Origin of the sequence: Rhizobium sp. BK212 (genome assembly GCF_014197475.1) — a bacterium.
GTDB lineage: Bacteria > Pseudomonadota > Alphaproteobacteria > Rhizobiales > Rhizobiaceae > Rhizobium > Rhizobium anhuiense.
This window is the reverse complement of sequence record NZ_JACIFS010000001.1, coordinates 743,030-768,594: the sequence shown is the minus strand read 5'-3', so window position 1 is coordinate 768,594 and position 25,565 is coordinate 743,030. Positions and strand designations below refer to the sequence as shown.

Below are 25,565 nucleotides of genomic sequence, written 5' to 3'. Positions count from 1 at the left end.
TCACGCTCCCTTTAGCCGCGGGTCGAGCAAGATATAGCTGACGTCGACGATGAAATTGGCAATCAGCATGGTCGCGGTCATGATCAGAAGCTGGCCCTGGATGACGGGATAATCGCGGGCGAGGATCGCCTGGTAGAGAATGTTGCCGAGGCCGGGATAGTTGTAGACGACCTCCGTTACCAGCGAGCCGCCGAGGATGGTGCCGATCGCGATGGCAAGGCTGGAGACGGTCGGCAGCAGGGCGTTGCGCGCCGCGTACCAGAGCATCACATGCCGGTCGGAAAGACCCTTGGCGCGGGCCATGACGATATAGTCCTCACCGAGCAGGTTGATCATGTTGTTGCGCATGGTGACGGTGAAGCCGCCGATCAGCACGGTGCAGAGCGTCACCATCGGCAGGATGCCGTGATAGGCGACGCTGCCGATATATTGCAAGCTGAAGGCCGGATCGAGCGAGGGATCGGCGGCATAACCGTTCGGAAACCAGCCGAGCGTGAAGCCGAAAATGAAGAGCACGATCAGCGAGGTGACGACGGCCGGTACCGAGGTGGCGAAGATCGCGCCTACCGAGACGACGACATCGAACCTGCTGCCGCGCCGCCAGGCGGCGACGATGCCGAGCAAGGTGCCGAGCGCGAAGCTGAAAATCGTCGCCGTTCCCATCAGGCCGACGGTCCAGAGGAGGGCATGGCCGAGCACCGACGTCACCGGCAGCGGGAAATATTTGATCGAACGGCCGAGATCGCCGGTGAAGATGCTGCCGAGATAGGTGAGGTACTGCTGCCAGAGCGGACCGTCGACGAAGCCGAAAGTGAGCTTCAGCGCCTGCAGGCTTTCCGGCGGCAATTCGGTACCGGCGCTCGAGAACATGATCTGCACGGGATCGCCCGGCATCAGCCGGGGCAGGAAGAAATTGATCGTCGCTGCCGCGATGAAGGCTGCCATGTAGAAGACGAGGCGGCGAAGCAGGAAAACCATGGGAACTCCGTCGTCGCGGAAGCGGCGTTTTCTACGCCGCTTCCGGAGATCATGATGCTTACTTGACCGGCTCGAGAGCGAGCAGGTTCAAGAGGCGTGCCGGATTGGTCCGCGAGATCGACGGATTGACGAAGGGGTTTTCCTTGGTCGACCACCCGGTGAAGCGCTTGGTGTTGTACTGATACCAGTTCGGATTGTTGAACACCGGAATCATCGGCATGTTTTCGGCGACGATGCGCTGCGCCTTGTTCATCGCTTCCTTCTGCTTGGCAAGGTCGGCGGTCTGGGTGAACTCGGTGACGAGTTTCTCGACCTCCGGATTGAACCAGCGCTGCGCGGTGAAGCGGGTCTTGCCCTTGTCCGAAGCGCTGAAGGCACGCTTGTAAGGATAGTAGGGCGAGGCCGATGCCGGCAGGCTGTTGATCGCCGCATCGAAGGTGCCGTTGATGAGGTTGCCGGTCCAGACGGCTTCCTCAGGCGTTTCGATCTTGGCGTCGATGCCGACCGCCTGCATGCCCTCGACGGCGAGGTTGACGGTGTCGATCCAGTCGGTCCAGGCGCTGGGGACGATGATCGAGAAGGAAATCTTCGTGCCGTCGGGATTGTCGCGGAAACCGTCGCCGTCCTTATCCTTGTAGCCCGCCTCGTCGAGCAGGGCCTTGGCGGCATCGGCATCATAGGTTGCGAACTTGCCGAAGTCGGCCTTGACGGACGGGTCCGCCCAGCTCTTGTAAAGCTCGCCCATCAAGCCAGGATCTTCGTTCAGCGTCGGATAGCCGTAGCCGGCGACGTCGATCATCGTCTTGCGGTCGAGCGCCATGCTGACAGCCCGGCGGAACTTCAGATCGTTGAAGGCCTTCTTGTTGTTCTCGTTCGCCGTTTCCAAGTTGAAGAGGAAGGCGACCATGCTGCTCGGCGAATACCAATAGTGGAAATGCGCCGGATCCTTGGATACATAGACATTGTCGATATCGGGAATGAAGGAGACACCCCAGTCAAGCGTGCCGTCGGCTGTCGCGGTCAGCATCTGGTTGTTGTCGGCAAGCTGCGGGAAGCGCATGCAATCGACCTTCAGGTGCTCGTTGTCCCAGTAGTTTGGGTTGCGGCACTGGTCGTAGGTCTGGCCGGTAAAGCGCGGCACTTCCGTCAGCGGGCCACTGCCGACCGGGGTTTCGTTGGCGAAGGTGACGGGATCGGCGACATCCTTCCAGACATGTTCCGGGACGATCGGCAATTGCGAGATCTGCTCGGCGGCGAGCGAGCTCGGATTGGCGAGCGTGAAGCGCATCGTCTGGGCGTCGACCGCCTGCACATCGGTGATGAAGGTCCAGATGCTGACGAAGTCGAGCGCCGGGAACTTCTTCAGGTAATCATAGGTGAACTTGACGTCGGCTGCGGTCAGCGGCTTACCGTCAGACCATTTCAGGTTCGGGCGCAGCTTGAACTCGATGCTCTTCAGATCGTCGGAGAGCTTGAAGCTTTCGGCTAGACGATAGACCGGCTTGTTGCTGTCGAAGCGGTTGAAAATAACCAGCGGCTCGTAGATGAAGTCGAGCGTCGACTGGCGCGATGAGGTCTGGTTGAACGGGTTGAAGTTGCGAACCCAGGTCGTCGCAGGTTCGATATTCGCCGTCAGAATCGTCTGCGCCATGGCCGATCCCGAAAGCAGCGTCAGCGCGGCGGCGGCAAGAAGATATTTTTTCATGTTTTATTCCCCTTTTCTTATGCGGTGAGAGTTGACGGGCCGGTCAGGAGACCAGCGCGCTGGCAAACATGTCTTCGACTTCTGCGTGGGCGGCGCGGACATCGACTTTGAGATTGCCGAGGCGCGCCTTGCCGGCGACGATCCGCTTGAGGGCGGCTTCCGTCAGCGGACGGGCGGCCTTGGCGGCAGCTTCGCTTTCCGGAATGTCGCCGTGGCTGTGGAGCGCGATGTCGAAGCCTGCGTCGAGCACCTGTTTGACGCGTTCCGGCAAGGTACCGGAGAGCGACTCCATGAAGATGCAGTCTGATATCAGCACGCCCTCATAGCCCATGTCCTTGCGGATCACGTCGTGCATGATGGGCGAGACGGACGCCGGCAGCTCCGCGTCATAGGCCGAGTAGACGACATGGGCGACCATCGCCCAAGGCGTATCCTTCAGCGCGACGAAGGGTTTGAAATCGGTCGCGGTGAGCGTCTCGCGGCTGGCGTCGACCACCGGACGCTCCTTGTGGGAGTCGAGTGTCGCACGGCCATGGCCGGGAATGTGCTTGATGACGGGCATGTTGCCGGTCTCGAGCAGGCCATCGACCACCTCGCGGCCGAGGGCAGCGATGAAATCGGGATCAGGGCCGAAGGAGCGGGCGCCGATGACCGCGCTCGTCGTCTCGAAGACGAGGTCGAGAACGGGCGAGCAGCCGCTGGAAAGGCCGAGTTCCGTCATCATCGCGCCCATGGCCTGGGAGGAAAGGCGCAGTGCTTTTTTGCCGAGATCGAAATCGCGGCGCGCAAGTTCGGCAAACTGGCCGAAGCTGCGGAAGAGCGGCCAGGGGCCGGCATCGAGATGCTGAACGCGGCCGCCTTCCTGGTCGGTGAAGACAGGTGCGTCGTCGCGGCCGACGGCTTCGCGGAAGCGGGCGATCAGCCGCTTGGTCTGCTCCGGCTCGCGCTGATTGCGCCGGCCGACGAACAGGCCGAGCGGATTGGTGTCGCGAAAAAGGGCGAATTCATCATCCGAAATCGTGGGAGTGGGAAGGCCGACGAAAAGGGCGAGCGGGGTCGAGGACAATTCTGTAGCTCCGGGATCAGATGGTCATTTCGGCGTGCTTCTCAGCATGCCTTCGTAGATGCCCTTGTCGGGGGCGGGGATGATGGTTGCGCCTGCGGTCTTGGCGTAGAAATCGACCGGCCCGGCATCGCCGATGAAGGCATAGGCGTGGCCGAGCGTCTTCATCGTCTGCAGGCAGGCGGAGAAGAGGGCGAGCCCGATACCTTTGCCGCGCGCTTCCGGGTCGACGCCGGTCGGGCCGAAGAAGCCGCGCGCCGTCGTGTCGTAGCAGGCAAAGCCCAGCAGCTTGCCGTCGTCGACGGCGATCAGGCAGGCAACCGGCTGGCGGGAGAAGGCGACGGTGACTTCGCTTGCCCAGTTCTCGGTGAACTGTTCGCGAACCCAAGTGGCGATGAGATGCAGTTCCGGGGGGAGGGCCGGACGGATGGAGATGCCGACATCATCGGCTTTCCGTTTCAGGTCGGCGAGCTCAGCGGAATACAAGCTCACAAGCAGGTCTGGCACCTGTCACTCCTCCAGTTATTCCGTTATTGCGGAATGTATCCCCTTTTAGTGTTATAGATTTGGCCATCTGACCGGGCTTGTCAACAAGGTTTTTCAGAAGGTCAAAGGGACTGCCCGCACTGCAACTGCGGTTTCAACGCAAAGTAGCTGCCGAACGAAAAAACGGCCGGGAGGGCCGGGCCGTTTCGATTGGCTGCATCTATGCCGAGCGAGCGCTTATTCGCCGTCTTTCCACAGCGCATGAAAATGCTGCACCGGGCCGTGGCCGGAGCCGACGGTGAGGCTTCCGGCTGCCGCGACCGCGCCGGCGAGATATTGCTTTGCGATGGCGACCGCCTCCCGCGCCGAGGCGCCCTTGGCAAGTTCGGCGGCCAGCGCGCTGGAGAGCGTGCAGCCGGTGCCGTGCGTGTTCTTGGTCGGCACGCGCATGGCTTCGAACCAGTGCAGGCCAGCGGCGGTGGCAAGGACGTCAGGACTTTCGTCGCTATCGAGATGGCCGCCCTTGACCAGCACTGCGGCCGGGCCAAACGCCCGCAGCTGTTCGGCCTGCGCCGCCATCTCGGCTCGGTTTGTCGCCACCGGCTGGTGCAGCAGTGCGGCGGCTTCCGGCAAGTTCGGGGTCAGGAGTGTCGCAAGCGGCAGCAGCCGGCGGGTCAGCACGTCGACCGCCTCAGGCGCGAGCAAGGCGGCGCCACCCTTGGCGATCATCACCGGGTCGATGACGATCGGAATGTCGCGGTGGTCAGTCAGTGCACCGGCAACGGCATCGGCGATGCCGGCATTGGCGATCATGCCGATCTTGACGGCATCGACGCGCACATCGGCAAAGACGGCATTGATTTGGTCGGCGACGAATTGCGGCGGCACCAGATGCACGCCGCTGACGCCTTGGGTGTTCTGCGCCGTCAGCGCGGTCAGCACCGCCATGCCGTAGACGCCGCGGGCGGAAAAGGCCTTGAGATCGGCCTGGATGCCGGCGCCGCCCGAGGGATCGGAGCCGGCGATGGAGAGAACGTTGCGGATCATGCGCGGGCCTTTCGAATTTCTGCGGCGATGCGGCGCGTGGCCGCTTCGGGATCCGGCGTACCGCAGATGGCGGAGACGACGGCAAGGCCCTTGGCGCCCGCAGCAAATACTTGGGCGACATGATCCGCCTTGAGGCCGCCGATCGCAACCGACGGCACCGGCGAGGCCTTTACCAGCATGGCAAGACCGTCAAAACCGATCGGCTGCTTGTGATCGGCCTTGGTCGGCGTCGCAAACACCGGCCCGACGCCGGTATAATCGACCAGATCCGGATCGACGGCGGCGGCAAGCGCCGCGGTCTCGACCGAGAGGCCAAGGATCATGGCAGGGCCGATCATCGTCCGCGCCGTGCGCGCATCCAAATCCTCCTGGCCGATATGCAGACCGTCGGCGCCGATGGCGATTGCCGCCTCGACATCGTCGTTGACGATGAACAGGGCGCCGGTCCCGACAAGCGCCTGTTTCAAGGCGCGGCCGGTCTCGATCATCCCGACGGTGCCGGCATGTTTGTCACGCAACTGCACCATCGTCGCGCCGCCGGCAACGGCAAGGCGCGCCGTTTCCACCATGCCGATCCCCGCGCAGAGATCGGGGTCGAGGACGAGATAGAGCGAAAGGTCGAAAGCCTTCATGCCGCCGATATCCTTGCCCTGGCGTCAAGCGTTTCGGCGTCGAGCGCTGCCAGCGCATCGAGGAAGCGCCAGGAGAAGGAGCCGGGGCCGGCGGCGCCGAGTGCCGCGTCTTCGCCGGCGATGGCGAAGGTCGAAAGGGCGGCGACCGTGGCGCCGAAAATGTCCTCGGGCGCCGTTGCCGCAAAGGCGCCGACGAGGCAGGTGAGCGAGCAGCCGAGCGCGGTGACTTGCGGCATCAAGGCCGATCCGCCTTCGATGCGCACGGCTCGCTCGCCGTCGGTGACGAAATCCATGGCGCCGGTCACGGCGACGACCGCCCGCTGACGCTCGGCGAGCCATCGCGCCGAACCTTCCGCCTGCTCGACTGGGTCGCGGCTGTCGACGCCCTGGCCGCGGCTCTCTCCGCCGGCCAGCGCGATGATTTCGGAAGCGTTGCCGCGGATGATGGTCGGATGCAGCGCCAGGAGATCGGCGACGGCGTTGCGGCGGAAGGCCGTTGCATAATGAGCGACCGGGTCGAGCACCCAGGGCTTGGCGGCTGAAGCCGCCGCCTTCGCCGCCGCCTGCATGCCGTCGATCCATTGCGTCGACAGCGTACCGATATTGATGGTCAGCGCACTGGCGATCCCGGCGAATTCGCCGGCTTCTTCCGCGGCATGCACCATGGCGGGCGAGGCGCCCGCGGCAAGCAGAACATTTGCGGCGATGTTCATGGCGACGTAATTGGTGATGCACTGAACGAGCGGCGGCTTCTCGCGCATCGCCTTCAGCATCGCTCCGGGTGTGGTCTTGGTCTGCATATGGCCCCTTTCAGGCGGGGGCGGCCACGGGGCGGTTCGTGCGGGCGATGCCGCGACCCCGAGCGACTCCCTCCGCCGGCATTATCCGGTTCAGGTTCGAAGGGTGCTTCTCAGCCCGTCTGTCGACGAACGCCCCTGTCTCTCATCGCGTTTCTTTTCGCAGAGAACGGGGCTGATGTCACCTCGAAAATGACAATCATGCGACCGACGCGGCGCGCGATGGCTATGGATGATTTATGGGTCGGGATCGCCTTTCATGAAGGACGAGAGATCGCCGCCGATTCGGGTCTTGACCAGGTTTTCCCGAAAGTCGTCTGCCGGTTCTCTTCCGGGTTGGCCGGGTCCTTGCCTTTTCGCCATGCGGCTATCCTCTCCTTTTTCAAAAGGAATAACCGCAGCAACCGTGGGTGCAATCAATTTCTAAAATACATCTTCGTATTTGTGAGGGGTTGGCTGCCAGCATTGGTGAGGGTGCTGATGCGGGAAAGCAGTCTTTTCTTTGAAAGAATGAAGTTCATCTTCCCAAGACTTTTCTGCATTTGGAATAGCGCGAAGTTATTCACCCTATCCGTTCATCGATGGAATTTTTCAATGTAGCCGAGCACGAGAACAGCTTCGCGTAAGTTGCGTGTCGTCTCATCGCCTCGCCATTCAGTTTTATTCCGGCTGTCGAAATTTGGTGGCGATTTCGTTGCGGTAAGCCTCTCCCAGGGCGTGGAATCAAACTCCCAGAACGCGAAGTAAATATCTAACGGAAACTTTACCGTGCTGACACGCTTAGGTTGACCAAACGATGGATTGTAGCGATATGACTTTACACGCCAATAAAATCTTCCTGAAGTTGTATTTTCAATGAGAAAATTTTTGAAAGCCGATACGAAGTGTGGCCTCCAGACTGTCGCCTCCGTTCTGATATTTATCGCCTGGGCGAATCCTTCCTTTTCGCAAACTGCTGTTCCTGCCGATCAGGAAGCGGGGCAGGTGCAGGCGCCGGCGATAAAATCCCAGAAATTCGACGACTGGTATTATCGCTGCTCGGGTTCTGAAGGCACCGAGGCCTGCGAAGTCGCCCAGATCGCGCAAGTCGCCAAAGATGGCGAGAACGTCAATGTGCTGACGCTGGCGATCGCAGCTGCGCCGGCCGGGTCCCAAGGCAAGGGCGAGAAGGGCAGGGGCGAGAAGGGCAAGGGCGAGAAAGGCAAGCCGGGGCTGACGCTGACCGCTCTGCTGCCGCTCAACGTCTTCCTGCCCTCGGGCCTGTCGATCAAGGCCGACGGCAAGCCCGTTGCGAAACTTGACTACCGCAATTGCAACCAGGCCGGATGCTGGGCGCAGCTGGCGCTGGATACGAAGACGGCGACGGCGCTCAAGAAGGGCTCGACCGCCGAAGGGTTGGTGCGGCTGATGAACGGCCAGGACGTCAATATCCGTTTCTCGCTGAAAGGGCTGCAACCGGCCCTCGACGAACTTCAATCCATCGCCGCGAAGTAGCCGAATTTCAAAATGACCACTGAAATTCGATACTCCTTGGTCGCTGGCGCCGTCCTGGCGATGGGTGTCGCACCCGCTTACGCGCAGTCGCCTGCCGATGATTTCAACCGCCGCCAGGAGCAGCAGTCGCAGACGCAGCGGCTGGATGCCCTGCGCCGCGCCACACCGGGTGGCGGTGCGGATACGGAAGACGGCTCTTTGCCGGCCAGCCAGGCAAATGCGGCCTGTTTCGACATCACTCGCGTCGAGATCGATGGGGCAAATCTGCTATCGGCGCAGGAGATCGGCAAGGTGACGGCGCCTTACGGCAACCGATGCGTCGGCCTGGCGGAGATCAATGCCGTTCTCAGGGATGTGACGCACCTCTATATCGATCATGGCTATGTGACCTCGCGTGCCTACGTGCCGCAGCAGGATATCGCCAAGACCAGGGTCCTCCGTCTGCTCGTCGTCGAGGGCACGCTTTCCGACATCTATCTCAATGGCCAGAAAGTGACCGGCAACGGTTCGCTGGCGACAGCCTTTCCCGGGCTGATCGGCCGGGTCGTCAATATCCGCGATATCGAGCAGGGCCTCGACCAGATGAACCGGCTGCAGGCCAACGACGCCAAGTCGGCCATGCTGCCCGGCCCCAAGGACGGAACCTCCATCCTGAACATCGAAAACCACCCGCGCCGCCCCTGGCATGTCTCCTTGGGCAACAACAATATGGGCCAGGAAAGCACCGGCTTTTCCAGAAGTTCGGCATCGCTCGGCTTCGACGATCTGCTTGATATCAACGATCAGTGGTCGTTCTCCTACGAGCATAGCGGTCCGGACTATCCGTGGAGCAACGACGGAAACGGATATGGCAACAGCTATTCCGGCAATGTCAGCGTCCCCTACGGCTATTCCACGGTTTCGCTGAACGGCTCCTGGTACCAGTATGAAAGCACGGTCGAAGGAAATTTCTCATCGCTCGATACCTCGGGCAATTCAGGGCAGGCAGGCCTCGGCCTCGATCGCGTCGTCTTTCGCGACAAGGATTCGATCACGACGGTCCGCAGCAGCCTGACCTACAAGCAGACCAACAACTTTCTGCTCGGCAATCTGATCGAGGTCGGCAGCCGCCGCTATACGGTCGGCGATATCGGCATTTCCCACTCCCGCCGTATGTTCGGCGGCATTTGGGTGTTCGACGTCAGCTATGACAAAGGGCTCGGTCTCTTCGATGCCGTGGACCCCGGAGATCCGGGTGCCGGAAATGCAGACCCACGTTTTTCCAAATTCAACGCGACGGTCAGCGTGACGCAGCCATTCCAGGCCGCCGGCCGGCAGTTCGAACTGACATCGCTGGTCAGCGGTCAATATTCCCCCGACAATCTCCTCGGCGCCGAGCAGATCTCGCTTGGCAGCTACAGCAATGTCCGCGGCACCCGCGAAAGCGTGCTCTTCGGCAATAACGGCATGTTCAGCCACAACGAGATCGTCTGGAGAACGGGGTCCAACCAGGGTGGCGGCGCGGCTGCGAAGGCATTCGGCGAGCTGCGCCCCTATCTCGGCTTCGATTACGGCCACATCTACGCGCAACAGCGCCTCGATATATCAGGCGGCGATCTCGCCAGCTGGACGGCCGGCATCAGGACCGTCGGCGGCAATCTCAGCGCCGACCTCGGCTATTCCGACATTGTTGCAAGCAGCCTCGACGGGGTCGACGGCGGGCTCTTTTATTTCAGCGCATCGGCTCATTGGTAACGAAAGCAGGAAAATGATCATCCGCAGCATCTCGACGAACAAGTCCGTCAAAACCCTTTCAAGATCGACGGCGCTGATCCTTGCTTTTTCGATGGCGCTTGCCGGCTGTGCCGGACGGGAGGCGCGGCCGGTCGCTTCGACCAACCCGACCGACAGCGCCTTCGATTGCGCCGGCATCACCCGTGAATTCGAGGCGAACGAGCGGCAGATCACCTCGACGGTGAAGGAGCGGACCGATGCGCAAGGCAAGAACATCGTTCTTGGGGCGACCGGTGTGCTCCTGTTTCTGCCGGCGCTGTTTTTCATGGATCCGAAATCGCCTGAGAAGGTCGAGATCGACGCATTGCGCAACAGGAACAATGTCCTGACCAGCATTGCCAAATCGAAAGGGTGCCCCGCGCCCAAGTCCCAGTTGACCGAGCTCTACAAGCATCTCGACGCCAAGGCCAAGCCTGCATCGTCGTCGGACAACAGGAACTGAATTCGCTGACATTCGAACCTTATGCCTGAATCCCGGAGCTTCTGTATGCGTATCGTGCGTTTTCTAACCCTTCTGCTTCTGGCGGCGACGCTTGCGTCCTGCGTCACGACAACCGATCCCCGGCTGATTGCGGCTCTCCAACGAACCTCTGTGCGCGAAATCCGGGTTGAGTTGGCGCCCGACGTCAAGACATTCGGTTTCGGCGACAAGGCGGACCAGCAGGTGCCGGAGGCGGTTCGCACGCTTCAGGCGACGATGGCGAAGGAATTGATCGGCGTGCCCGGCGGCCCCACGCGCGGCAGGCTGGTCGTGACGCTGCACGTCTTCGATGTCACCACCAAGCAGGCCCGGATCATCGGCGGCCATGACAGCATGATCGATGGGACCGTGCGGCTGGAGAACGCCGAAACAGGGCAACTGATCGCCGAAGCGCAAAACATTCATGGCGAAGACCTCTCCATGCGCGGGAGCGGCTACGGCGTGATCGTCGCTGTCGCGATCAACGCGGCAACGACGTCAGGGGCGCCTGACATTATGGCGCAGCGCCTGTCCAAGTCCTTTACCCGCAATGTGAAGACCTGGCTCACCCAGAAATAGGCCTGCGATGAGGCTCAGTGCCGCCGCAGTGGCGGCGGCGCCGAGCGACGATTGATATCGAGACACAAAACCAGTTGTGCGTTTGGGAAGACAAAACGATGCGTGAGAAAACCGGTCCTGGTTCTGAAGCAAGGGGTCTTGGCTGCCGGCTCGGCAGATTTGCCAATCGCTCGCTTGCCGTCGTGCTCAGCGCACTCTTGGTCTTTCAGCCGATGCTGGCCAATGCCCAATCGGTTTCTGCGAGCACCACGGCGCCCGTCGCCAACCAGCCGGGCGTCGGCACCGCCCCGAACGGCGTGCCGCTCATCGACATCGTCACCCCGAATGCGAGCGGCCTGTCGCATAACAAATACGACAATTTCAACGTCGGCACACCGGGTCTCATCCTCAACAACTACAAGGGCGAGGTCGGCACCTCCAATCTCGGCGGCTTGACGCCGGGCAATCCCAATCTCAACACATCAGGTCCCGCATCGGTCATCCTCAACGAGGTCACCAGCGGCAACCGCTCGGGATTGAACGGCCCGATCGAGGTGTTCGGCGGCCGGGCGGATGTCGTCATCGCCAATCCGAACGGCATCACCTGCGACGGCTGCGGCTTCATCAACACGCCGCATGCGACACTGACCACGGGCGCGCCTCAAATCGGCGCCGATGGCAAGCTCAACGGCTTTACCGTCAATGGCGGCGACGTCACCATCGGGCCGAACGGCGGCAATTTCTCCGCCGGGTCTGGCGCCGTCGACCTCTTCGACATCGTTTCTCGGGCGGTCCACGTCAACGGTCCTGTCTATGGCAAGGATCTTCGCGTCACGGCTGGCCGCAATCAATTCGATTATGCCACCGGCAACGCCACGGCACTTGCCGCGACATCAGGCACGCCGGAATATGCGATCGACGGCACAGCACTCGGCGCCATGCAGGCCGACCGCATCAAGATCGTCGTCACCGAAAAGGGTGCCGGTGTGCGCATGAGCGGCAATCTTGCCGCCAACACCAACGAGCTGTCACTGTCGGCCGACGGCAAGATCTCGCTCGGCAACGTCTCCGGCCAGCAGGGCGTTTCGATCTCCTCGAAGGCGAAGGTGACGGCCGCCAAGGTGGCCTCTAAAGCCAAGGTCGCAGCTCAGGCGGGGCAGGGCATCACGCTGGATACGGTCGCCGCCGATGGCGACATCGTGCTGTCAAGCGGCAGCGGGCTGTTGAGTGTCGGCGGCGAGGTGAACAGCGCCGCCAACGTGCTGATGTCGTCGGCGGCCGGCATTGCCGCCGGCAGCATTACCGCCGGCAATGCGCTCTCTTTGTCCGCTACGTCGGGCGACATCCAGGTTGTCGGTGCGGTCAAGGGCACCGGCGCGCTCTCCATCACCGCCACATCAGGCGCGATCTCGGCTGCCTCGCTCGTCAGCAGCAACAATATCGCGCTTTCCGCCGGCGCCGATATCGGCGTCTCCGGCGATATTCTGGCGCAGGGCAACGTCACGGCGTCAGGCCGCTCGATCTCGGCCGATACGGTCGTTTCCGGCCTCGACATCGCTGCGACCAATGCGGCAAACGGCAGCACGGTTCTATCAGGCGCGGGTGACATCCAGCTTGCCGCCAGCGGCGGCGCCGTCGATGTCGAGGCACTCCTGTCGGCCGGCGATACGTCGGTCACATCAGCGGTGCTGACGGCCCAGAGCGTCATCGCGCATGGCGCCATTGCGATCAACGCGGCCACAGATGTAAGCGGTCAGATCCTCAGTGCCGGCAACATCGACATCACCGGCTCGGCCATCTCGGCCGACGCCATCATCGCCGGCATCGACTTTGCGGGAACGGAAGCGGCCGGCGGTAATATCGTGCTGACGCAGAGCGGCGATCTCTCCCTTGTCGCCAGCGGCGACATCGATGCCGGCACCCTGCTTGCGGCCGGCAATCTCTCGGCTTCCGCCGCCAACCTCAGTGCCGCTGCTATCACCAGTCATGGCGCGATCACGCTTTCCGGCAACACCGACGTCACCGGCCAGCTCCTTGGCGCCGGCGATATATCGATCAGCGGCGGCTCGATTGCGGCGGGCACGATCGTCGCCGGCATGGACTTTGCCGCCACCGCCGCCTCGCCGAGTGGCGCCATCGCCGTCGGCTCGGCCGGCGACTTGACGCTTGATGCCGGTAGCAGCGGGAGCGTCGATATCGACACGCTGCTTGCCGCAGGCGCGCTCCTCGTCGATGCCGGCCGTTTCCAGGCCGACAATGTCAGCGGTCACGGTGCCGTTGCCATCAACGCCGATACATCGGTCACCGGCCAGATCCTTGGCGCCGGCGACGTCTCGGTCACGGGTCCCGCCATTCAGGCCGGCGCCATCGTCTCCGGCGTCGATTTTGCCGCCACCGCCCAGTCGGCCAATGGCGACATCGCGCTGGGGCAGGCCGGCGATCTCACGCTCGAGGCGACGGGCACCGACATCAGCGCCGGCAACCTGCTTGCCGCCGGAAGCGTCGATGCCGGAGCAGCGGGTGATGTCAGCGCCAATGTTGTCGCCCATCAGGATATGACGATCGTTGCCGGCGGCACGATCGACCTTACCGGCCAGTCGCTTGCCGCCGGCAACGCCAGCCTCTCGGCGCGGGACATCACCGTCGATACTCTCGTTTCCGGCCTCGACTTCGCCGCCACCGCCGCATCCGCCGGCACGCTGAAGCTCCAGCAGACCGGCAGCATGAACCTTGCCGCAACAAGCGGTTCGATCACCGCCGGCAACGCCCTGCTGAGCAGCGGCGCTCTTTCGGCCAGCGCCAGCCAGAATATTGCCTATAACAAGCTCCAGAGCCTCGCCAGCGCTGCGCTCACGGCGTCGGGCGGCCAGATCAGCTACGGCAATCCCACCCGCACTGCCGGCAACCTGACGCTCAGCACGACCAATATCGATCTCTCCAATGGCCGGGCGAGCAACCTCGCCGCCGGCGGTACGCTGACGCTCAATGCGGCGAGCGCCAACCTTGCCAACAGCAGCCTCACTCTCGGCGGACTGGCTCTCAATCTCTCCGGCACGGCCGATCTCAGCGGCGCCCGGGTCAATGCCGTCACCAGTGCCGGCGGTTCGGGCGATATCGCCATCAAGGCGGGCGGTCTTACCACGACGGCCGGCACCGCGCTGCTCGCCGCCAACGACCTGACGTTGACACTGCCGTCGCTGACCAATGCCGGACAATTGGCAGCCCGCAACGATCTCACATTCAACATTTCCAGCAACTTCACCAACAATGCCACGGGCCTCGCCTATGCCGGCAACGACGCCACCCTCTTCGTCGGCGGCGTGCTCACCAACAATCAAGGCGCCATCCTCGCCAACCACGACCTTCAGATCGCCGGAGCGGCGGCCGGGCTGAGAAACACGGGCGTCACCAATATTTCCGGCATGATCCAGGCCGGAAACGACATGTCGATCCTGACCAGCAACCTGACCAACCAGCGGGCCGCCACACCGCAATGGACCACCGGGACGCTGGTGTCTTCAGGCGTCGTCAGCGGCTTCACGCTGAATCCCGTCGCCGCCGGCCTGCCTTTCGGCTATCTCGAGACCGCAGACCAGAACATGTACCAACTCTACGCCGGCGTCGATCCGGCGCTGTGGCAGGATTATGAGCCGCTGCTCTGGTCGAAGGCGACGCTTGCCGACGGCACGACCTATCATGCATGGACCTGGATTTCGGCCGATGGACCCGAAAAGGTCGGGCCGATCATCGACTGGATCAGGGACCGGGTGCCGACGGACGCGAACGGCAATCCCGTTGTCGATCCCAACAATCCGTCGCGTTATTTCATCGTCGACGAGGTAAATTTCAGCGGCTCGGACGAAAGCACCACCTATACCTGGGATTGGTCGTCCAATCTCAGCCAGTCGGTCTATGAGGACCGCTTGGTCGGCACGCTCAGCCCGGAAGCGACGATCCGGGCGGGCCGCAACCTTTCGATCGACGCCACGAATCTGACCAATGCCTACAGCTCGATCGAGGCCGGCGGCAACGCGACGCTGAAGGGCTCGACACTCAACAATACGGGCGTCACGCTCTTTCGCACGACGACGACGACCTGCAACGCGCAGGGCGCGTGCACGGCCTATGATGCCAATGGCAACGCCAATCCCTCGAAGAACATCGCCAACGGCTCGACGATCGTCAGCTCCGTCCAGGCGATCGGCGGCGTCTCGGCCAACATCAAGGCCGGTGGTGCGCTTTCCGTCGATTTCGGCAGCGTCAACAACACGTCCGCAGCCGGCTCGATGGCCGGCGGCGCCAGCGTGGCGGCGACAAGCAACCCCGGTGATCCGCTTTCGGCGCTCACCGGTCTGACGGCCGGCGGCGCGTTGTTCAACGTCAACGCGGCGCTCGGCGGCGTCACCGCCAACGGCGGCAGCCTGCTTGCCGGGCTCGGCAATATTGCCGAGCGCATCCGCGTCGACGGCGCAGCCCTTGCGGCCGCCGCCAAGCCGCAATCGGGCGGCTTCGGCGGCACCATACGCGGACAGATCTTCCTGTTCGAAACCCGCGCCGAATTCCTCGACGTCGGCAAGTTCTACGGCTCCGGCTATTTCATGAACAAAATCGGCTACGTGCCGGAGACGACGGTTCCGTTCCTGGGTGATGCCTATTTCGAGAACCAACTGATCGACACGCAGTTGCGGCAGCTTGTCGGCGAAGGCCTCGGCAGAAGCACCTTTATCGCCGGCAATGACGCCATCCAGCAGATGAAGACGCTGCTCGACGAGGGTGCCAACTATGCCAAGGAGCACGGCCTGGCCATCGGCCAAGGGCTCACGCCTGAGCAGGCGGCAGCCCTCACCAAGTCGATTGTCCTTTACCAGTGGCAGACCGTCGAGGGCGTGCAGGTGCTCGCGCCCGTCGTCTACGTCGCCGCTGCCGACCGGCAGAAGCTGACCGGCGCCGGCGCCGTCATGGCGGGCGGCTCGGTCGATATGAATGTCGGCAATCTCGACAATTCCGGCCTGATCGCATCCGCTGGCGGCCTGACCGTCTCCGGCAGCTCCATCCAGGGCAGCGGCACTTTCCTGTCGCGCGGCGACACGGCGCTCAATGCCACCAACGGCATCACGCTGGCCGCCCAGACGATGACGATCGGCGGCCAGAACGTCGTCAACACCAATGCCGGTGTGACGGCAGGCGGCAATCTGCAGCTCGCCGGCGGCAGCGGCGATCTGGCGCTGAAGGGCGTCAAGGTCAATGCCACAGGCAACGCCTCGCTCACCGGCAACAATGTCACGCTGGCTGCAGCCAAGGTCGATAATTCAGGCCAGCAGAATGCCACCGGCAGCCAAGTTGCCAGCGGCGCAGCCCTGACGATCAAGGCAACCGACAACGTCAACGTCATCGGCAGCTCCGCCAAAGCGGGCACGACGCTCGATGTGACCGCCGACAAGGGCTCGGTGGCCGTGGTGGCGACCGATGTCGCCCGCAACAACCAATCCGGCTACACCAGGACCCTCTCCACCGACCAGCAGCAATCGCAGCTATCCGCCGGCACGAATGCGACGATCAAATCAGGCGACGACATCCTGCTCTCCGGCTCCTCCGTCAAGGCCGGCGGCAATGTCGCGCTCAGCGCCGACGACGACATCGATATCACCGCCGCGCAGGAGCATTCCGCATCCACCTTCGGCAAGAAGTCCTCCTCGTCGATCACCCATGTCGGCTCGGAGATATCAGCCGGGGGCGACCTCTCGGTGACCGCAGGCAACGGCAGCGGCGATCACGACCTCAACATCGTTGGCAGCAAACTCGCCGCCGACGGCAAGCTCGCTCTCGATGCCGACGGCGACGTGACGATCGCCGAAGCCACCGACACCGCGACCCTCGACACCAAGCTTAGCACCAAGGGCGGTTTCCTCGGCAAGAGCGAGAAGACGACCACGCATCTGGAAACGACGACGGCCGTCGGCTCGTCGATTAGCGGCGGCGCAGGCGTAGATCTTCAGTCGGGCAAGGACATGGTCATTTCCGCCTCGAAGATCGAAGCCGGCAAGGACGACGGCACCGACCCGGCGGACCTCAACATCAACGCCGGCGGTGACCTGATCATCGCCTCCGGAATGGATACCAGCGCCAAGGACGACAAGGGCTCGCGTAGCGGCTTCCTGTCGAAAGGCTCATCCAGCCACAAGAGCTACGACGAGACGACGGTCGGCTCGCAGCTGAGCGCCAGCGGCGATGTCAATCTTGACGCGGGCAAGGCAGCTGTAATCGCCGGTTCAAAGGTCGATGCCGACGGCTCGATCAACGTCGCGGCCGACAGTGTCTCTATCATCGGGGCGCAGGAGACGCACGAGCTCGAGGAGCAGCACAAGAAATCCGGCATCGGCGTCGGTTCCGGCGGCGGGTTTATTTCGATCTACGGCAGTCAGCAGAACAAGGGCGCACAGGCCTCGACGCTGAATGTCGGCTCGGCGCTTTCCGCCGGCGAGGACGTCAACCTGACGGCGCGGGCAACCGACCTGAACATCATGGGCTCTTCGGTCGATGCCGAGCGCGACATCAATCTGTCGGCCGCGCGCGACGTCAACATCACACCAGGGGCGGAAAGCTTCTCGCAGTCGGAAGAGGAGAAGAAGTCCGGCTTCGGCCTGTCCTTCTCCGCTGGCAATGGCGGCTTCTCGGTCGGCATCGGCGCGCAGACGAGCAAGGACAGCTCGGCGCAGCAATCCGACACCAACGCCACGTCCATGCTCTCGGCCGGCCGCGACCTCAACATCTCCGCCGGCAACAATGTCAACCTGCAGGCCGCCCAGGCCTCGGCCGAGCGCGATGTCAACCTGTTCGCCACCAAAGACATCAATCTTCTGTCGGCCAATGACGTCACCAATTATCAGGAGGTGCACGAGAGGACGTTCGCTGGCGTGACGCTCAGCGTCTCCAGCCAGGTCGGAAGTGCCGCCCAGAGCATCGTGAACTCGGCGGAGCGGCTGTCGGATCCGGGCGGCGTCAATGCGCTGACCAACACTGCGATTGCCGGGCTTGGCTTCTATGAGGGACTCAAGGGCCTTAAGGGCGTCTCCGACGACCTCGTCAGCGGTAAGGGCCTGTCCTTTAGCATCGGCCTGAACGCAGGTGTCAACCATCAGCAGAGCGCGTCCTCGACGACGACGTCTACGCCTGTCGTCACGGATATCCGCGCCGGCCGCTCCATCACCATGGATGCGCAGAACGGCTCCATTACGAGCGACGGCGCCCAGATAGCGGCTGGCTATGACAAGTTCGGTCTGCCGACCATCTCCGACGATCCGTTGGCCGGCGACATCATCCTATCGGCGAGGAATGGCAACATCAATCTCAATGCCGCCACCGGCGCGTCGGATTCGACGAGTTCGAACAGCTCATGGAGCGCCGGCGTCGGCGTTAATTTTGGCTGCAACACGAAGATCGGCTGCGATGCCAGTGTCGGCGCCAGCGGCTCTTACGGCAAAGGCGGCTCCGACACCACCGCCGTCACCCACACCAACACCCATCTCAACGGCACCGGCGATGTTACCATTCTTACTAACGACCTTGCCCTAAAAGGGGCGACCGTTACGGGCAATTCCGTCGTGGCCAACGTCAGGAATCTGACAATCGAGAGCCTGGTTGATAGCGCCACAGCCAATGCCGATCAGCTCAGCCTTTCGGGCCAGATCGGTTTCGGTTCCACCGGCATCTCGGGCGTCACGCAGAGCGCTAAAGGCGATGCCATAGTCGTCTCGGAGCAATCCGGCATTCATGCCGGCACCGGCGGTCTTTCCATTGACGTGAGCGGTCAGACCTCGCTGGTTGGCGGCTTGATCACCAGCGAAGCGGTTGAGGGGCGCAATAGCTTCTCCACCGGTACGCTGACGGTCGCCGATATCGATACGCATTCGACCTGGAAGGCCGACACCTATGGCGGCTCGATCGGCACGAGCGGTCTTTCGCTCGCGCCGCCGGTCAAGGCCGGGGAGACCGAGACCGGCAAGGCTTATTCGGTCATCGGTCCGAACATTGGCATCATCATCACCGATCCGGAGCACCAGACGCAGGATCTCGGCACGATCCGTCGCGACACAAATAACACCAACACCTCGCTGCCTGGTCTGCCGGACCTGCAGAACATCCTAATGGATCAATACAAGACCCAAGCCGATCTTCAGGCGGCGCAGAAGACCATGGCGGGATTGGTCGGGGACATTGCATCCGAATTGTATAAACAAGCCGTCATCAACCACGATCAAGCAGGCATGGATTATTGGAGTGAAGGCGGTCTTGGTCGCGCAGCCCTACATGCGATCGGCGGCGGCATCCTCGGTGGAGTCAATGGCTGGGAAGGGGCTGTTAAGGCCGCTCTCGGGGGCGCCGCCTCCACGCTGTTCGGTCCGGCGATCGAGCGGCTTGTCAACGGCATGCTCAAAGGCACCAAGTACGAAGGAACAGAAGAAGGCGCCGCTCTCGCAAAGCTAATTGGCGCAAGCCTTAGCGCTGCTGTCGGCGGTGTAGCTGGCGGCGGGGAAGGGGCGGCCTACGGCGCCGCAAACTACCAAAACAACTATCTCAATCATGCCGACAACGACGCTCTTGCCGCCGCGAAAGCCGCATGTGACGGGGGCAAGGGTGATCCTAAAGACTGTGGAGAGCAAACGCGACTCGAACAGAAAGACACACAGCAGCAGGCCGCCTATGTCGCTTGCCGAGCAAACGGCTACAGTGGTTCCGGATGCGTTGCGGTCTTGAGTGACGTGGTTGCATCGCTGTCGAGCTACGCAGGTACAATTTCTTTTTGGGCGTCACAAAACGATCAGGAAGCCGCCAAGCAACTGCTAAATAACACCGGTGGGGTTGATCAAATCCTGAAAATTCTCGCGCCCAATGGCGTCGAGAATCTGACGGCCGAACAGAAGCGCGACCTTCCAGCGATTTACGGGCTCTTGGTCACAGATCCCGCCGGCGTTTTGGGTATCCCGTACATGATCCAGCAGGCAAACAATGGCGATCCTGCTGCCATGGCTCAAGTTGTCGCGTTGGCGACCAAGCTCAAGATCTTCGGATCTTCAACTCTGGGCGCCACAAATCCGCAGTCGAGTGTTTGGTCGCTCAATCCGATTGACAGGGGTAAATCAATCGAGTCATCGCTCGCACGAACCGAGTACAGCAATACGAATGGCTGGTTCAATATCGGTGCCGAGAATAATGGATATTTTCCGCTGATCGATTTCCAGAAGGGGAGTACGGTAGTCAGCCTGAAGACCATCGACACTACGGGATCGGCATGGATGGCCAGGATGAAAAATACGATTGACCAACTTGATGAGGCCGCCATAACGGTCGATGGCAGCCTAGCGACCAAAGTGCTCGATATACGAGTTCAGCCAGGCGGCGCGGACGCTGCGAAGGCCCTTGTCCGGTACGGCACAGATAAAGGCGTTACAGTGATAATTAAGGAGTTTCAATAGTGGAACGCACTAGGCGAGAGCGATTAGAGCTGATTTTCACCCTATTTCCCGATAGTGGGCGAACGACCGTCATCGCAGAAAAGCCGAGAATTGAAGTGGGTGAACGGCGACGTGGCGCGCTAACGGCGGTTGAAGCGCTGGAGACTATTCTCTCGGTGCTGCGTGCGCTTCAACTCGACGAAAAATTCCAAGCTCACGGGGCCTCTCTGCAACTCAAAAAACTCCTAACGTCAGCTAGAAATACTGGTCGACTCGGAGAAATCGAAACTTCAACGCTCATTTTTAATTACGGCGCCGTGGCAAACGCTGAGCTTTGCCACATCATAGTAACAGAGAAAGTCCCAGGCGCGTCAATCGATTGGGAGCGATGGACGTCGCCGTTTGTCGTGTCGCCTTACTTCGTTCAGGGATGGGTTGCTGACGTTGAATATAACGAATGGCAAAATGCTGAGGACACACTCCTCTACAAGGCCGAGAAGCGGGATTACTCCTCCTTGCCCATGCGCTCTAATGGATTGCCACCGCCGCTTGAACAGATGGTGATCGACATCTCGCAGAACCCTGGTCGTCGGCAATTTCGCTCGGGGTATATGGAAGCGGTAGGGGCAGTCATGTGGCTAAGTGAACTATTTTGGCGCTATGTCGGTGTCGATCACAAGGAGCGGCTGGCCGGGTTTTCAGGAGCCAAGATCAAGCAGGTAACAGATGATGTGGTCCGTATCATCGTCTCTGAAACCAGCTTTACCGACGATTCCACTCGTGATTTGCAGGAGCGCTTGCGCAACGTTTTGTATAAATAGGCATTTCCCACGCGCTATTTTCTGAAGTTGCCTCCTAGCTCAAATCATGCAGCCCCGTCGTAATCGCCGCCCCAATCGAAAACTCCGAAAACCGCACCCTCAACCCGCTGCGCTCCGGCGTGCAGGCGGTCGGTCCGACCTCGTAGTGCATGGCTGCCGGAAAGGGCGCTAACCGCAGCAGCGGCCAGAAGCTGCCATCACGTGAAGCCTGGATGCGCATCGCGCCGTTTTTGACGGTCACGCGGATGCGGAAATCCTCCAATTCCTTGAAGGGCTGCGCCACCGACCAGTCGGATTTGCCGTCGGTGACGACGGTGCTGAGGAAGGCTTCGCCGTCGGTGAATTCGACGCCGGTTTTCACCCAGCGTTTTTCATCGATGCGCACCATCAGGCCGGCCTGGTCGTAGAGGGTGCGGAATTCGCCCTGGACGCGGATTTGTGCGGTGAAGCCGTCGGCCCTCGGAAAGGCGAGGAAATGGCCGCTGTCGCGGATGAAACCGTAATGGGTCTCTCGCCAGAAATCGGTTTTCTCATCGGTCGTCAGGGTGAGGGCGGCTTCGTCTGCCCGCCAGTTGGCCGGCTCGTTCAGCCATTTTCCGGCGTTGAAATCGATGCTCATCCTGTTCTCCCGTTCCGTTGAAGCCTTGCCGCAGGGCGATCGCCTTACCTTGGCATAATGCCCGGCCGTCGTGCAGAGGGCGCGCCGCAGCCGAAGATGGTGTTTTTCCGGCGTCGTGCTACCCGCGAGGGCATAATCCGTCGCGCGTGCTTGACAGGATCGATGCATCTCTTATTCTCTTACAAAAATATGAATTACATAATTGTGGAACTAAATCGGGAGATCTCGCATGAAAACACTGGTCGCATTCCTGCTCGGCACTGCGCTCGTCGCCCTGCCTTCGACGCTCCTTGCTCAGGAAAAGGGCGGCGTCATCAACGTCGCGACGATCGGCGAGCCGCCGACGCTCGATCCGATGTCGTCGACGGCCGATCTGGTCGGCATCGTCACGCAGCATATTTTCGAAACGCTCTATACGTTCGACAAGAGCTGGAACGTCACGCCGCTGCTGGCCGAAAGCCTGCCCGAGATCAGCGCCGACGGCAAAACCTATACGATCAAGCTCAGGACCGGCATCAAGTTCCACGACAATAGCGACATGACCTCGGACGATGTCGTCGCCTCGCTTGGCCGCTGGATGAAGATCGCCTCGCGCGGCAAGCAGGTGGCCGGTTTCATCGACAAGATCACCGCCGTCGATCCGGCGACGGTCACGATCACGCTGAAGCAGCCCTATGCGCCGCTGACCTCGCTGCTCGCCTTCAACAATTCGGCCGCGATCATCATCCCCGCCGAAAAGCAGGACGAACCGATGAAGGAATTCATCGGCACCGGTCCCTATATGCTGAAGGAGCGCAAGGCCGACCAGTATATCCAGCTCGTCCGCTTCGACGGTTACAAGTCCCGCGAAGGCGACAGCAATGGTTACGGCGGCGCCCGCCATCAATATCTCGATGAGATCCGCTTCGTGCCGGTGCCGGATCCGAACACCCGCGTCGAGGCCGCCGTTTCCGGCCAGTATGATTATGTCGACTCGATCCCTGTCGAATCCTACGACAAGCTGAAGGCCTCCACCGCCTCGCAGCCGATCATCCTGAAGCCCTTCGGTTATCCCGTCTTCGTCTTCAACACGGCCGAGGGCATCAACAAGAACGTCGAAGTGCGCAAGGCCATCCGCCAGGCGCTCAGCATGGAAGACATGCTGGCCGCGGCTTTCGGCAGCACGGATTTCTACGCGCTCGACGGCGCCATCTATCCGAAGACCTTTGCCTGGTCGACGGATGCCGGCGTCGAGGGCGCCTATAACGTCGCCGATCCGGAAGGGGCGGCGGCTGCCGCCAAGAAGGCCGGCTACAATGGCGAACCGATCCGCATCCTGACCAGCCGCCAGTACGAGTTCCACTACAAGATGGCGCAGGTCGCCGCCGAATATCTGAAGCTTGCCGGCTTCACCGTCGATATGCAGGTGGTGGACTGGGCGACGCTGACGCAGCGCCGCGCCGATCCGAAGCTCTGGGATATCTACATCACCCATAGCCCCTTCCTGCCGGAGCCGGCCCTCATCGGCTCGCTCTCGACCAGCTCGCCCGGCTGGTGGGATACGCCGGCCCGCAAGGCCGCCGTCGATGCCTTCACCTCGGAAGTCGATCCGAAGAAGCGCGTGGCGCTCTGGGCCGATGTCCAGAAAGCCGTCTATGCCGACGCACCCTTCATGAAGATCGGCGACTTCAACGCCGTCTCGGCCGAGTCGACCAAGCTCGAAGGCGTCGATCCGGCGCCGTGGCCGTATTTCTGGAATGCTTCGATCAAGAAGTAAACATCGCCACCGGTACCGGCCTTCCGCGGCCGGTACCGATCGTCTTTTCTGCCGCATCCGCAAAGGCTTAAGGCCAGGCATTCATGATACGCTACATCCTCCAGCGCCTGTTCGGCATGATCGTCGTGATGTTTCTCGTCGTCACGATCGTCTTCGTCATCGTGCGCGTGACGCCGGGAGATCCGGCCGCCGTCATGCTCGGGCCGGATGCAACGCCGCAGGATATTGCCGACCTCCGATCCCGGCTCGGCCTCGATCAATCGCTCGGCCTGCAATATGTCTATTATATCGGCCAGCTGCTGAAGGGCGATCTCGGCCAGTCGATCTTCCTCAACATGCCTGTCACCTCGGCCCTGCTCGACCGCGCCGAGCCGACCTTCTTCCTGACGCTGTTCTCGCTTGCCATCGCCAGCGTCATCGCCCTTCCGATCGGCATCTATGCCGCCTATCGTCGCGGCTCCTTCGTCGACCAGGCGGCAACGACACTCGCCATGTTTGCCGCCAGCATTCCAAGCTTCTGGCTCGGCCTCATCCTGATGCAGTTTTTCGCCGTCCGGCTCAACCTCTTCCCGGTTTCAGGTTATGGCGGTCCCGGCTCGACCTTCTTCGACCGCATGTATCATCTGACGCTGCCGGCCTTCGCGCTCGGCATTGTCTCCTCGGCGCTGATCCTGCGCTTCACCCGCGCCTCGATGCTCGATGTGCTCGGCGACGATTATATCCGCACGGCGCGCGCCAAGGGGCTGATCGAGCGTCGGGTGATCCTCAAGCACGCGCTGAAAAATGCGCTGATCCCGATCCTGACGGTGATCGGCCTGACGGCGGCGGTGCTGATTTCGGGCGCCGTCGTCACCGAGACCGTGTTCGGCCTGCCGGGTGTCGGCAATCTCGTCGTCTCGGCGGTGCTGCGCCGCGATTATCCGGTCATCCAGGGCGCGCTGCTCGTCATCGCCGCGCTCTACGTGCTGATCAATTTTGCGATCGACATGCTCTATCTGCTGATCGATCCGAGGGTGCGCTACTGATGGCCGATATCGCAATCAAATCAGCCGTCGAGGGCGAGCGCAGCAAATTCCTCCGGCGCCTGCTGAAACGCAAGACGGTCGCCTGCGGCCTCTTGATCCTGACGATCTTCGTGCTTCTGGCGGTCTTCGCACCTGTCGTCGCGCCCTATTCGCCGTCGAAGCTTTCCATCGTCAACCGGCTGAAGCCGCCGAGCGGCATGTTCTTCTTCGGCACGGACGAGTTCGGCCGCGATGTCTTTTCGCGCACGATCTTCGCCGGCCGCCTGTCGCTGCTCGTCGGTGTTGCGGTCGTGACGCTCTCGGCCGTGATCGGCGTGACGCTCGGGCTACTGGCCGGTTTCTTCCAGAAGCTCGACACACCGATCGCCCGGCTGATCGACGCGATGATGGCGTTTCCGGATATTCTGCTGGCGATCGCGCTCGTCGCAGCCCTCGGTCCCTCTCTGACAACCGTGATCATCGCGCTGTCGATCGTCTATGCGCCGCGCCTTGCCCGCATCGTCCGCGCGTCGACGCTGGTTATTCGCGAACTGCCCTATGTCGAGGCGGCGAGGGCGCTTGGCATTTCGACCTTCCATATCATGACGCGGCATGTGCTGCGCAATCTGCTGTCGCCGATCCTCGTGCAGGCCACATTCCTCTTCGCCAGCGCCATGCTTGCCGAAGCCGGCCTGTCTTTCCTCGGCCTCGGCGTCAGCCCTGAGATCCCGACCTGGGGAACGATGATCGCCGCCGGCCGGCAATATATCGGCCAGGCCGATTGGATGACGCTGTTTCCCGGCATCGCCATCATCCTCTCGGTGCTGTCGCTGCAGATGGTTGGCGATGGCCTGAGGGACATGCTCGATCCAAGACTTCGCAAGGATCTCTAATCCGCCGACCGTGGGTCGGCCTATTCC

The 25,565-nt window shown here is 61.9% G+C and carries 18 protein-coding genes and 1 riboswitch; of the genes, 10 read left to right on the top strand and 8 right to left on the bottom strand.

Translation table 11 applies throughout. The features are described 5' to 3' along the window. The 7 genes from FHT79_RS03665 to thiM all read right to left on the bottom strand — a co-directional run bounded on the left by FHT79_RS03665 (position 1) and on the right by thiM (position 6,711). Positions 1 to 978, bottom strand: a complete 978-nt coding sequence (locus FHT79_RS03665; RefSeq protein WP_183902966.1) for an ABC transporter permease — start codon at positions 976 to 978, stop codon at positions 1 to 3. A gap of 58 nt (positions 979 to 1,036) precedes the next feature. Next, complete coding sequence (locus FHT79_RS03660; RefSeq protein WP_183902965.1) at positions 1,037 to 2,683, bottom strand: ABC transporter substrate-binding protein; 1,647 nt, start codon at positions 2,681 to 2,683, stop codon at positions 1,037 to 1,039. A gap of 43 nt (positions 2,684 to 2,726) precedes the next feature. Next, complete coding sequence (locus tag FHT79_RS03655) at positions 2,727 to 3,749, bottom strand: glycoside hydrolase family 3 N-terminal domain-containing protein (protein WP_029868279.1); 1,023 nt, start codon at positions 3,747 to 3,749, stop codon at positions 2,727 to 2,729. A 24-nt stretch (positions 3,750 to 3,773) separates the two neighbouring features. Continuing rightward, entirely contained in the window at positions 3,774 to 4,253 is a 480-nt protein-coding gene (locus FHT79_RS03650) for a GNAT family N-acetyltransferase (RefSeq protein ID WP_132573527.1), read from the bottom strand. Between the two features lie 216 nt (positions 4,254 to 4,469). Beyond that, entirely contained in the window at positions 4,470 to 5,279 is an 810-nt protein-coding gene (gene thiD, locus FHT79_RS03645) for a bifunctional hydroxymethylpyrimidine kinase/phosphomethylpyrimidine kinase (protein WP_029868277.1), read from the bottom strand. Further along, positions 5,276 to 5,911, bottom strand: a complete 636-nt coding sequence (thiE, locus tag FHT79_RS03640) for a thiamine phosphate synthase (protein ID WP_029868276.1) — start codon at positions 5,909 to 5,911, stop codon at positions 5,276 to 5,278. The genes thiD and thiE overlap by 4 nt, the downstream gene beginning before the upstream one ends. Further along, on the bottom strand, positions 5,908 to 6,711 hold the full coding sequence (gene thiM / locus FHT79_RS03635) for a hydroxyethylthiazole kinase (protein ID WP_029868275.1): 804 nt from the start codon (positions 6,709 to 6,711) through the stop codon (positions 5,908 to 5,910). Before thiM ends, thiE begins: the two co-directional genes overlap by 4 nt. Positions 6,712 to 6,761: 50 nt before the next feature. After that, positions 6,762 to 6,858, bottom strand: a riboswitch (TPP riboswitch). A 72-nt stretch (positions 6,859 to 6,930) separates the two neighbouring features. On the opposite strand from thiM, the gene FHT79_RS03630 reads away from it, so the two are divergent. The 7 genes from FHT79_RS03630 (at position 6,931) to FHT79_RS03600 (ending at position 21,266) form a co-directional block, all read left to right on the top strand. Further along, a complete protein-coding gene (locus FHT79_RS03630; RefSeq protein ID WP_164735900.1) occupies positions 6,931 to 7,308 on the top strand; it encodes a hypothetical protein in 378 nt (125 codons plus the stop codon). A 255-nt stretch (positions 7,309 to 7,563) separates the two neighbouring features. Continuing rightward, positions 7,564 to 8,202: an invasion associated locus B family protein gene (locus tag FHT79_RS03625; RefSeq protein ID WP_097594828.1), complete on the top strand. Its 639-nt coding sequence runs from the start codon at positions 7,564 to 7,566 to the stop codon at positions 8,200 to 8,202. A 12-nt stretch (positions 8,203 to 8,214) separates the two neighbouring features. Next, on the top strand, positions 8,215 to 9,936 hold the full coding sequence (locus FHT79_RS03620; protein ID WP_097594827.1) for a ShlB/FhaC/HecB family hemolysin secretion/activation protein: 1,722 nt from the start codon (positions 8,215 to 8,217) through the stop codon (positions 9,934 to 9,936). Positions 9,937 to 9,949: 13 nt separating this feature from the next. Next, on the top strand, positions 9,950 to 10,417 hold the full coding sequence (locus tag FHT79_RS03615; protein ID WP_029868271.1) for a hypothetical protein: 468 nt from the start codon (positions 9,950 to 9,952) through the stop codon (positions 10,415 to 10,417). Positions 10,418 to 10,462: 45 nt separating this feature from the next. Further along, the gene (locus tag FHT79_RS03610) at positions 10,463 to 11,014 is read left to right on the top strand and encodes a hypothetical protein (RefSeq protein ID WP_063476049.1); all 552 of its coding nucleotides are present in this window, start codon (positions 10,463 to 10,465) and stop codon (positions 11,012 to 11,014) included. A 98-nt stretch (positions 11,015 to 11,112) separates the two neighbouring features. Beyond that, entirely contained in the window at positions 11,113 to 20,466 is a 9,354-nt protein-coding gene (locus FHT79_RS03605; protein ID WP_246713897.1) for a hemagglutinin repeat-containing protein, read from the top strand. Then, positions 20,466 to 21,266, top strand: a complete 801-nt coding sequence (locus FHT79_RS03600; protein ID WP_025554451.1) for a hypothetical protein — start codon at positions 20,466 to 20,468, stop codon at positions 21,264 to 21,266. Before FHT79_RS03605 ends, FHT79_RS03600 begins: the two co-directional genes overlap by 1 nt. 34 nt (positions 21,267 to 21,300) lie before the next feature. Here FHT79_RS03600 and FHT79_RS03595 read toward each other — a convergent pair whose 3' ends face one another. After that, positions 21,301 to 21,885 (bottom strand): DUF1349 domain-containing protein, encoded by a 585-nt coding sequence (locus FHT79_RS03595; RefSeq protein WP_025554449.1) that lies wholly within the window; start codon positions 21,883 to 21,885, stop codon positions 21,301 to 21,303. 229 nt (positions 21,886 to 22,114) lie between these two features. Here FHT79_RS03595 and FHT79_RS03590 point away from each other — a divergent pair, with 229 nt between their 5' ends. The 3 genes from FHT79_RS03590 to FHT79_RS03580 all read left to right on the top strand — a co-directional run bounded on the left by FHT79_RS03590 (position 22,115) and on the right by FHT79_RS03580 (position 25,538). Continuing rightward, a complete protein-coding gene (locus FHT79_RS03590; RefSeq protein ID WP_025554447.1) occupies positions 22,115 to 23,641 on the top strand; it encodes an ABC transporter substrate-binding protein in 1,527 nt (508 codons plus the stop codon). A gap of 83 nt (positions 23,642 to 23,724) precedes the next feature. Continuing rightward, a complete protein-coding gene (locus FHT79_RS03585) occupies positions 23,725 to 24,666 on the top strand; it encodes an ABC transporter permease (protein WP_025554445.1) in 942 nt (313 codons plus the stop codon). Continuing rightward, positions 24,666 to 25,538 carry an ABC transporter permease gene (locus FHT79_RS03580; RefSeq protein ID WP_025554443.1) on the top strand — a complete coding sequence of 291 codons (873 nt, stop codon included), beginning with the start codon at positions 24,666 to 24,668 and terminating at the stop codon, positions 25,536 to 25,538. Before FHT79_RS03585 ends, FHT79_RS03580 begins: the two co-directional genes overlap by 1 nt. Positions 25,539 to 25,565: the final 27 nt, after the last annotated feature.

Excerpts from the sequence above, each read along its gene's own strand:
- FHT79_RS03620 (WP_097594827.1), top strand. The coding sequence starts at position 8,215 with ATGACCACTGAAATTCGATACTCCTTGGTCGCTGGCGCCGTCCTGGCG.
- FHT79_RS03660 (WP_183902965.1), bottom strand. The coding sequence starts at position 2,683 with ATGAAAAAATATCTTCTTGCCGCCGCCGCGCTGACGCTGCTTTCGGGA.
- FHT79_RS03585 (WP_025554445.1), top strand. The coding sequence starts at position 23,725 with ATGATACGCTACATCCTCCAGCGCCTGTTCGGCATGATCGTCGTGATG.
- thiM (WP_029868275.1), bottom strand. The coding sequence starts at position 6,711 with ATGCAGACCAAGACCACACCCGGAGCGATGCTGAAGGCGATGCGCGAG.
- FHT79_RS03580 (WP_025554443.1), top strand. The coding sequence starts at position 24,666 with ATGGCCGATATCGCAATCAAATCAGCCGTCGAGGGCGAGCGCAGCAAA.
- FHT79_RS03590 (WP_025554447.1), top strand. The coding sequence starts at position 22,115 with ATGAAAACACTGGTCGCATTCCTGCTCGGCACTGCGCTCGTCGCCCTG.
- FHT79_RS03595 (WP_025554449.1), bottom strand. The coding sequence starts at position 21,885 with ATGAGCATCGATTTCAACGCCGGAAAATGGCTGAACGAGCCGGCCAAC.
- FHT79_RS03665 (WP_183902966.1), bottom strand. The coding sequence starts at position 978 with ATGGTTTTCCTGCTTCGCCGCCTCGTCTTCTACATGGCAGCCTTCATC.
- FHT79_RS03610 (WP_063476049.1), top strand. The coding sequence starts at position 10,463 with ATGCGTATCGTGCGTTTTCTAACCCTTCTGCTTCTGGCGGCGACGCTT.
- FHT79_RS03615 (WP_029868271.1), top strand. The coding sequence starts at position 9,950 with ATGATCATCCGCAGCATCTCGACGAACAAGTCCGTCAAAACCCTTTCA.
- FHT79_RS03625 (WP_097594828.1), top strand. The coding sequence starts at position 7,564 with ATGAGAAAATTTTTGAAAGCCGATACGAAGTGTGGCCTCCAGACTGTC.
- thiE (WP_029868276.1), bottom strand. The coding sequence starts at position 5,911 with ATGAAGGCTTTCGACCTTTCGCTCTATCTCGTCCTCGACCCCGATCTC.
- thiD (WP_029868277.1), bottom strand. The coding sequence starts at position 5,279 with ATGATCCGCAACGTTCTCTCCATCGCCGGCTCCGATCCCTCGGGCGGC.
- FHT79_RS03630 (WP_164735900.1), top strand. The coding sequence starts at position 6,931 with ATGGCTATGGATGATTTATGGGTCGGGATCGCCTTTCATGAAGGACGA.
- FHT79_RS03605 (WP_246713897.1), top strand. The coding sequence starts at position 11,113 with ATGCGTGAGAAAACCGGTCCTGGTTCTGAAGCAAGGGGTCTTGGCTGC.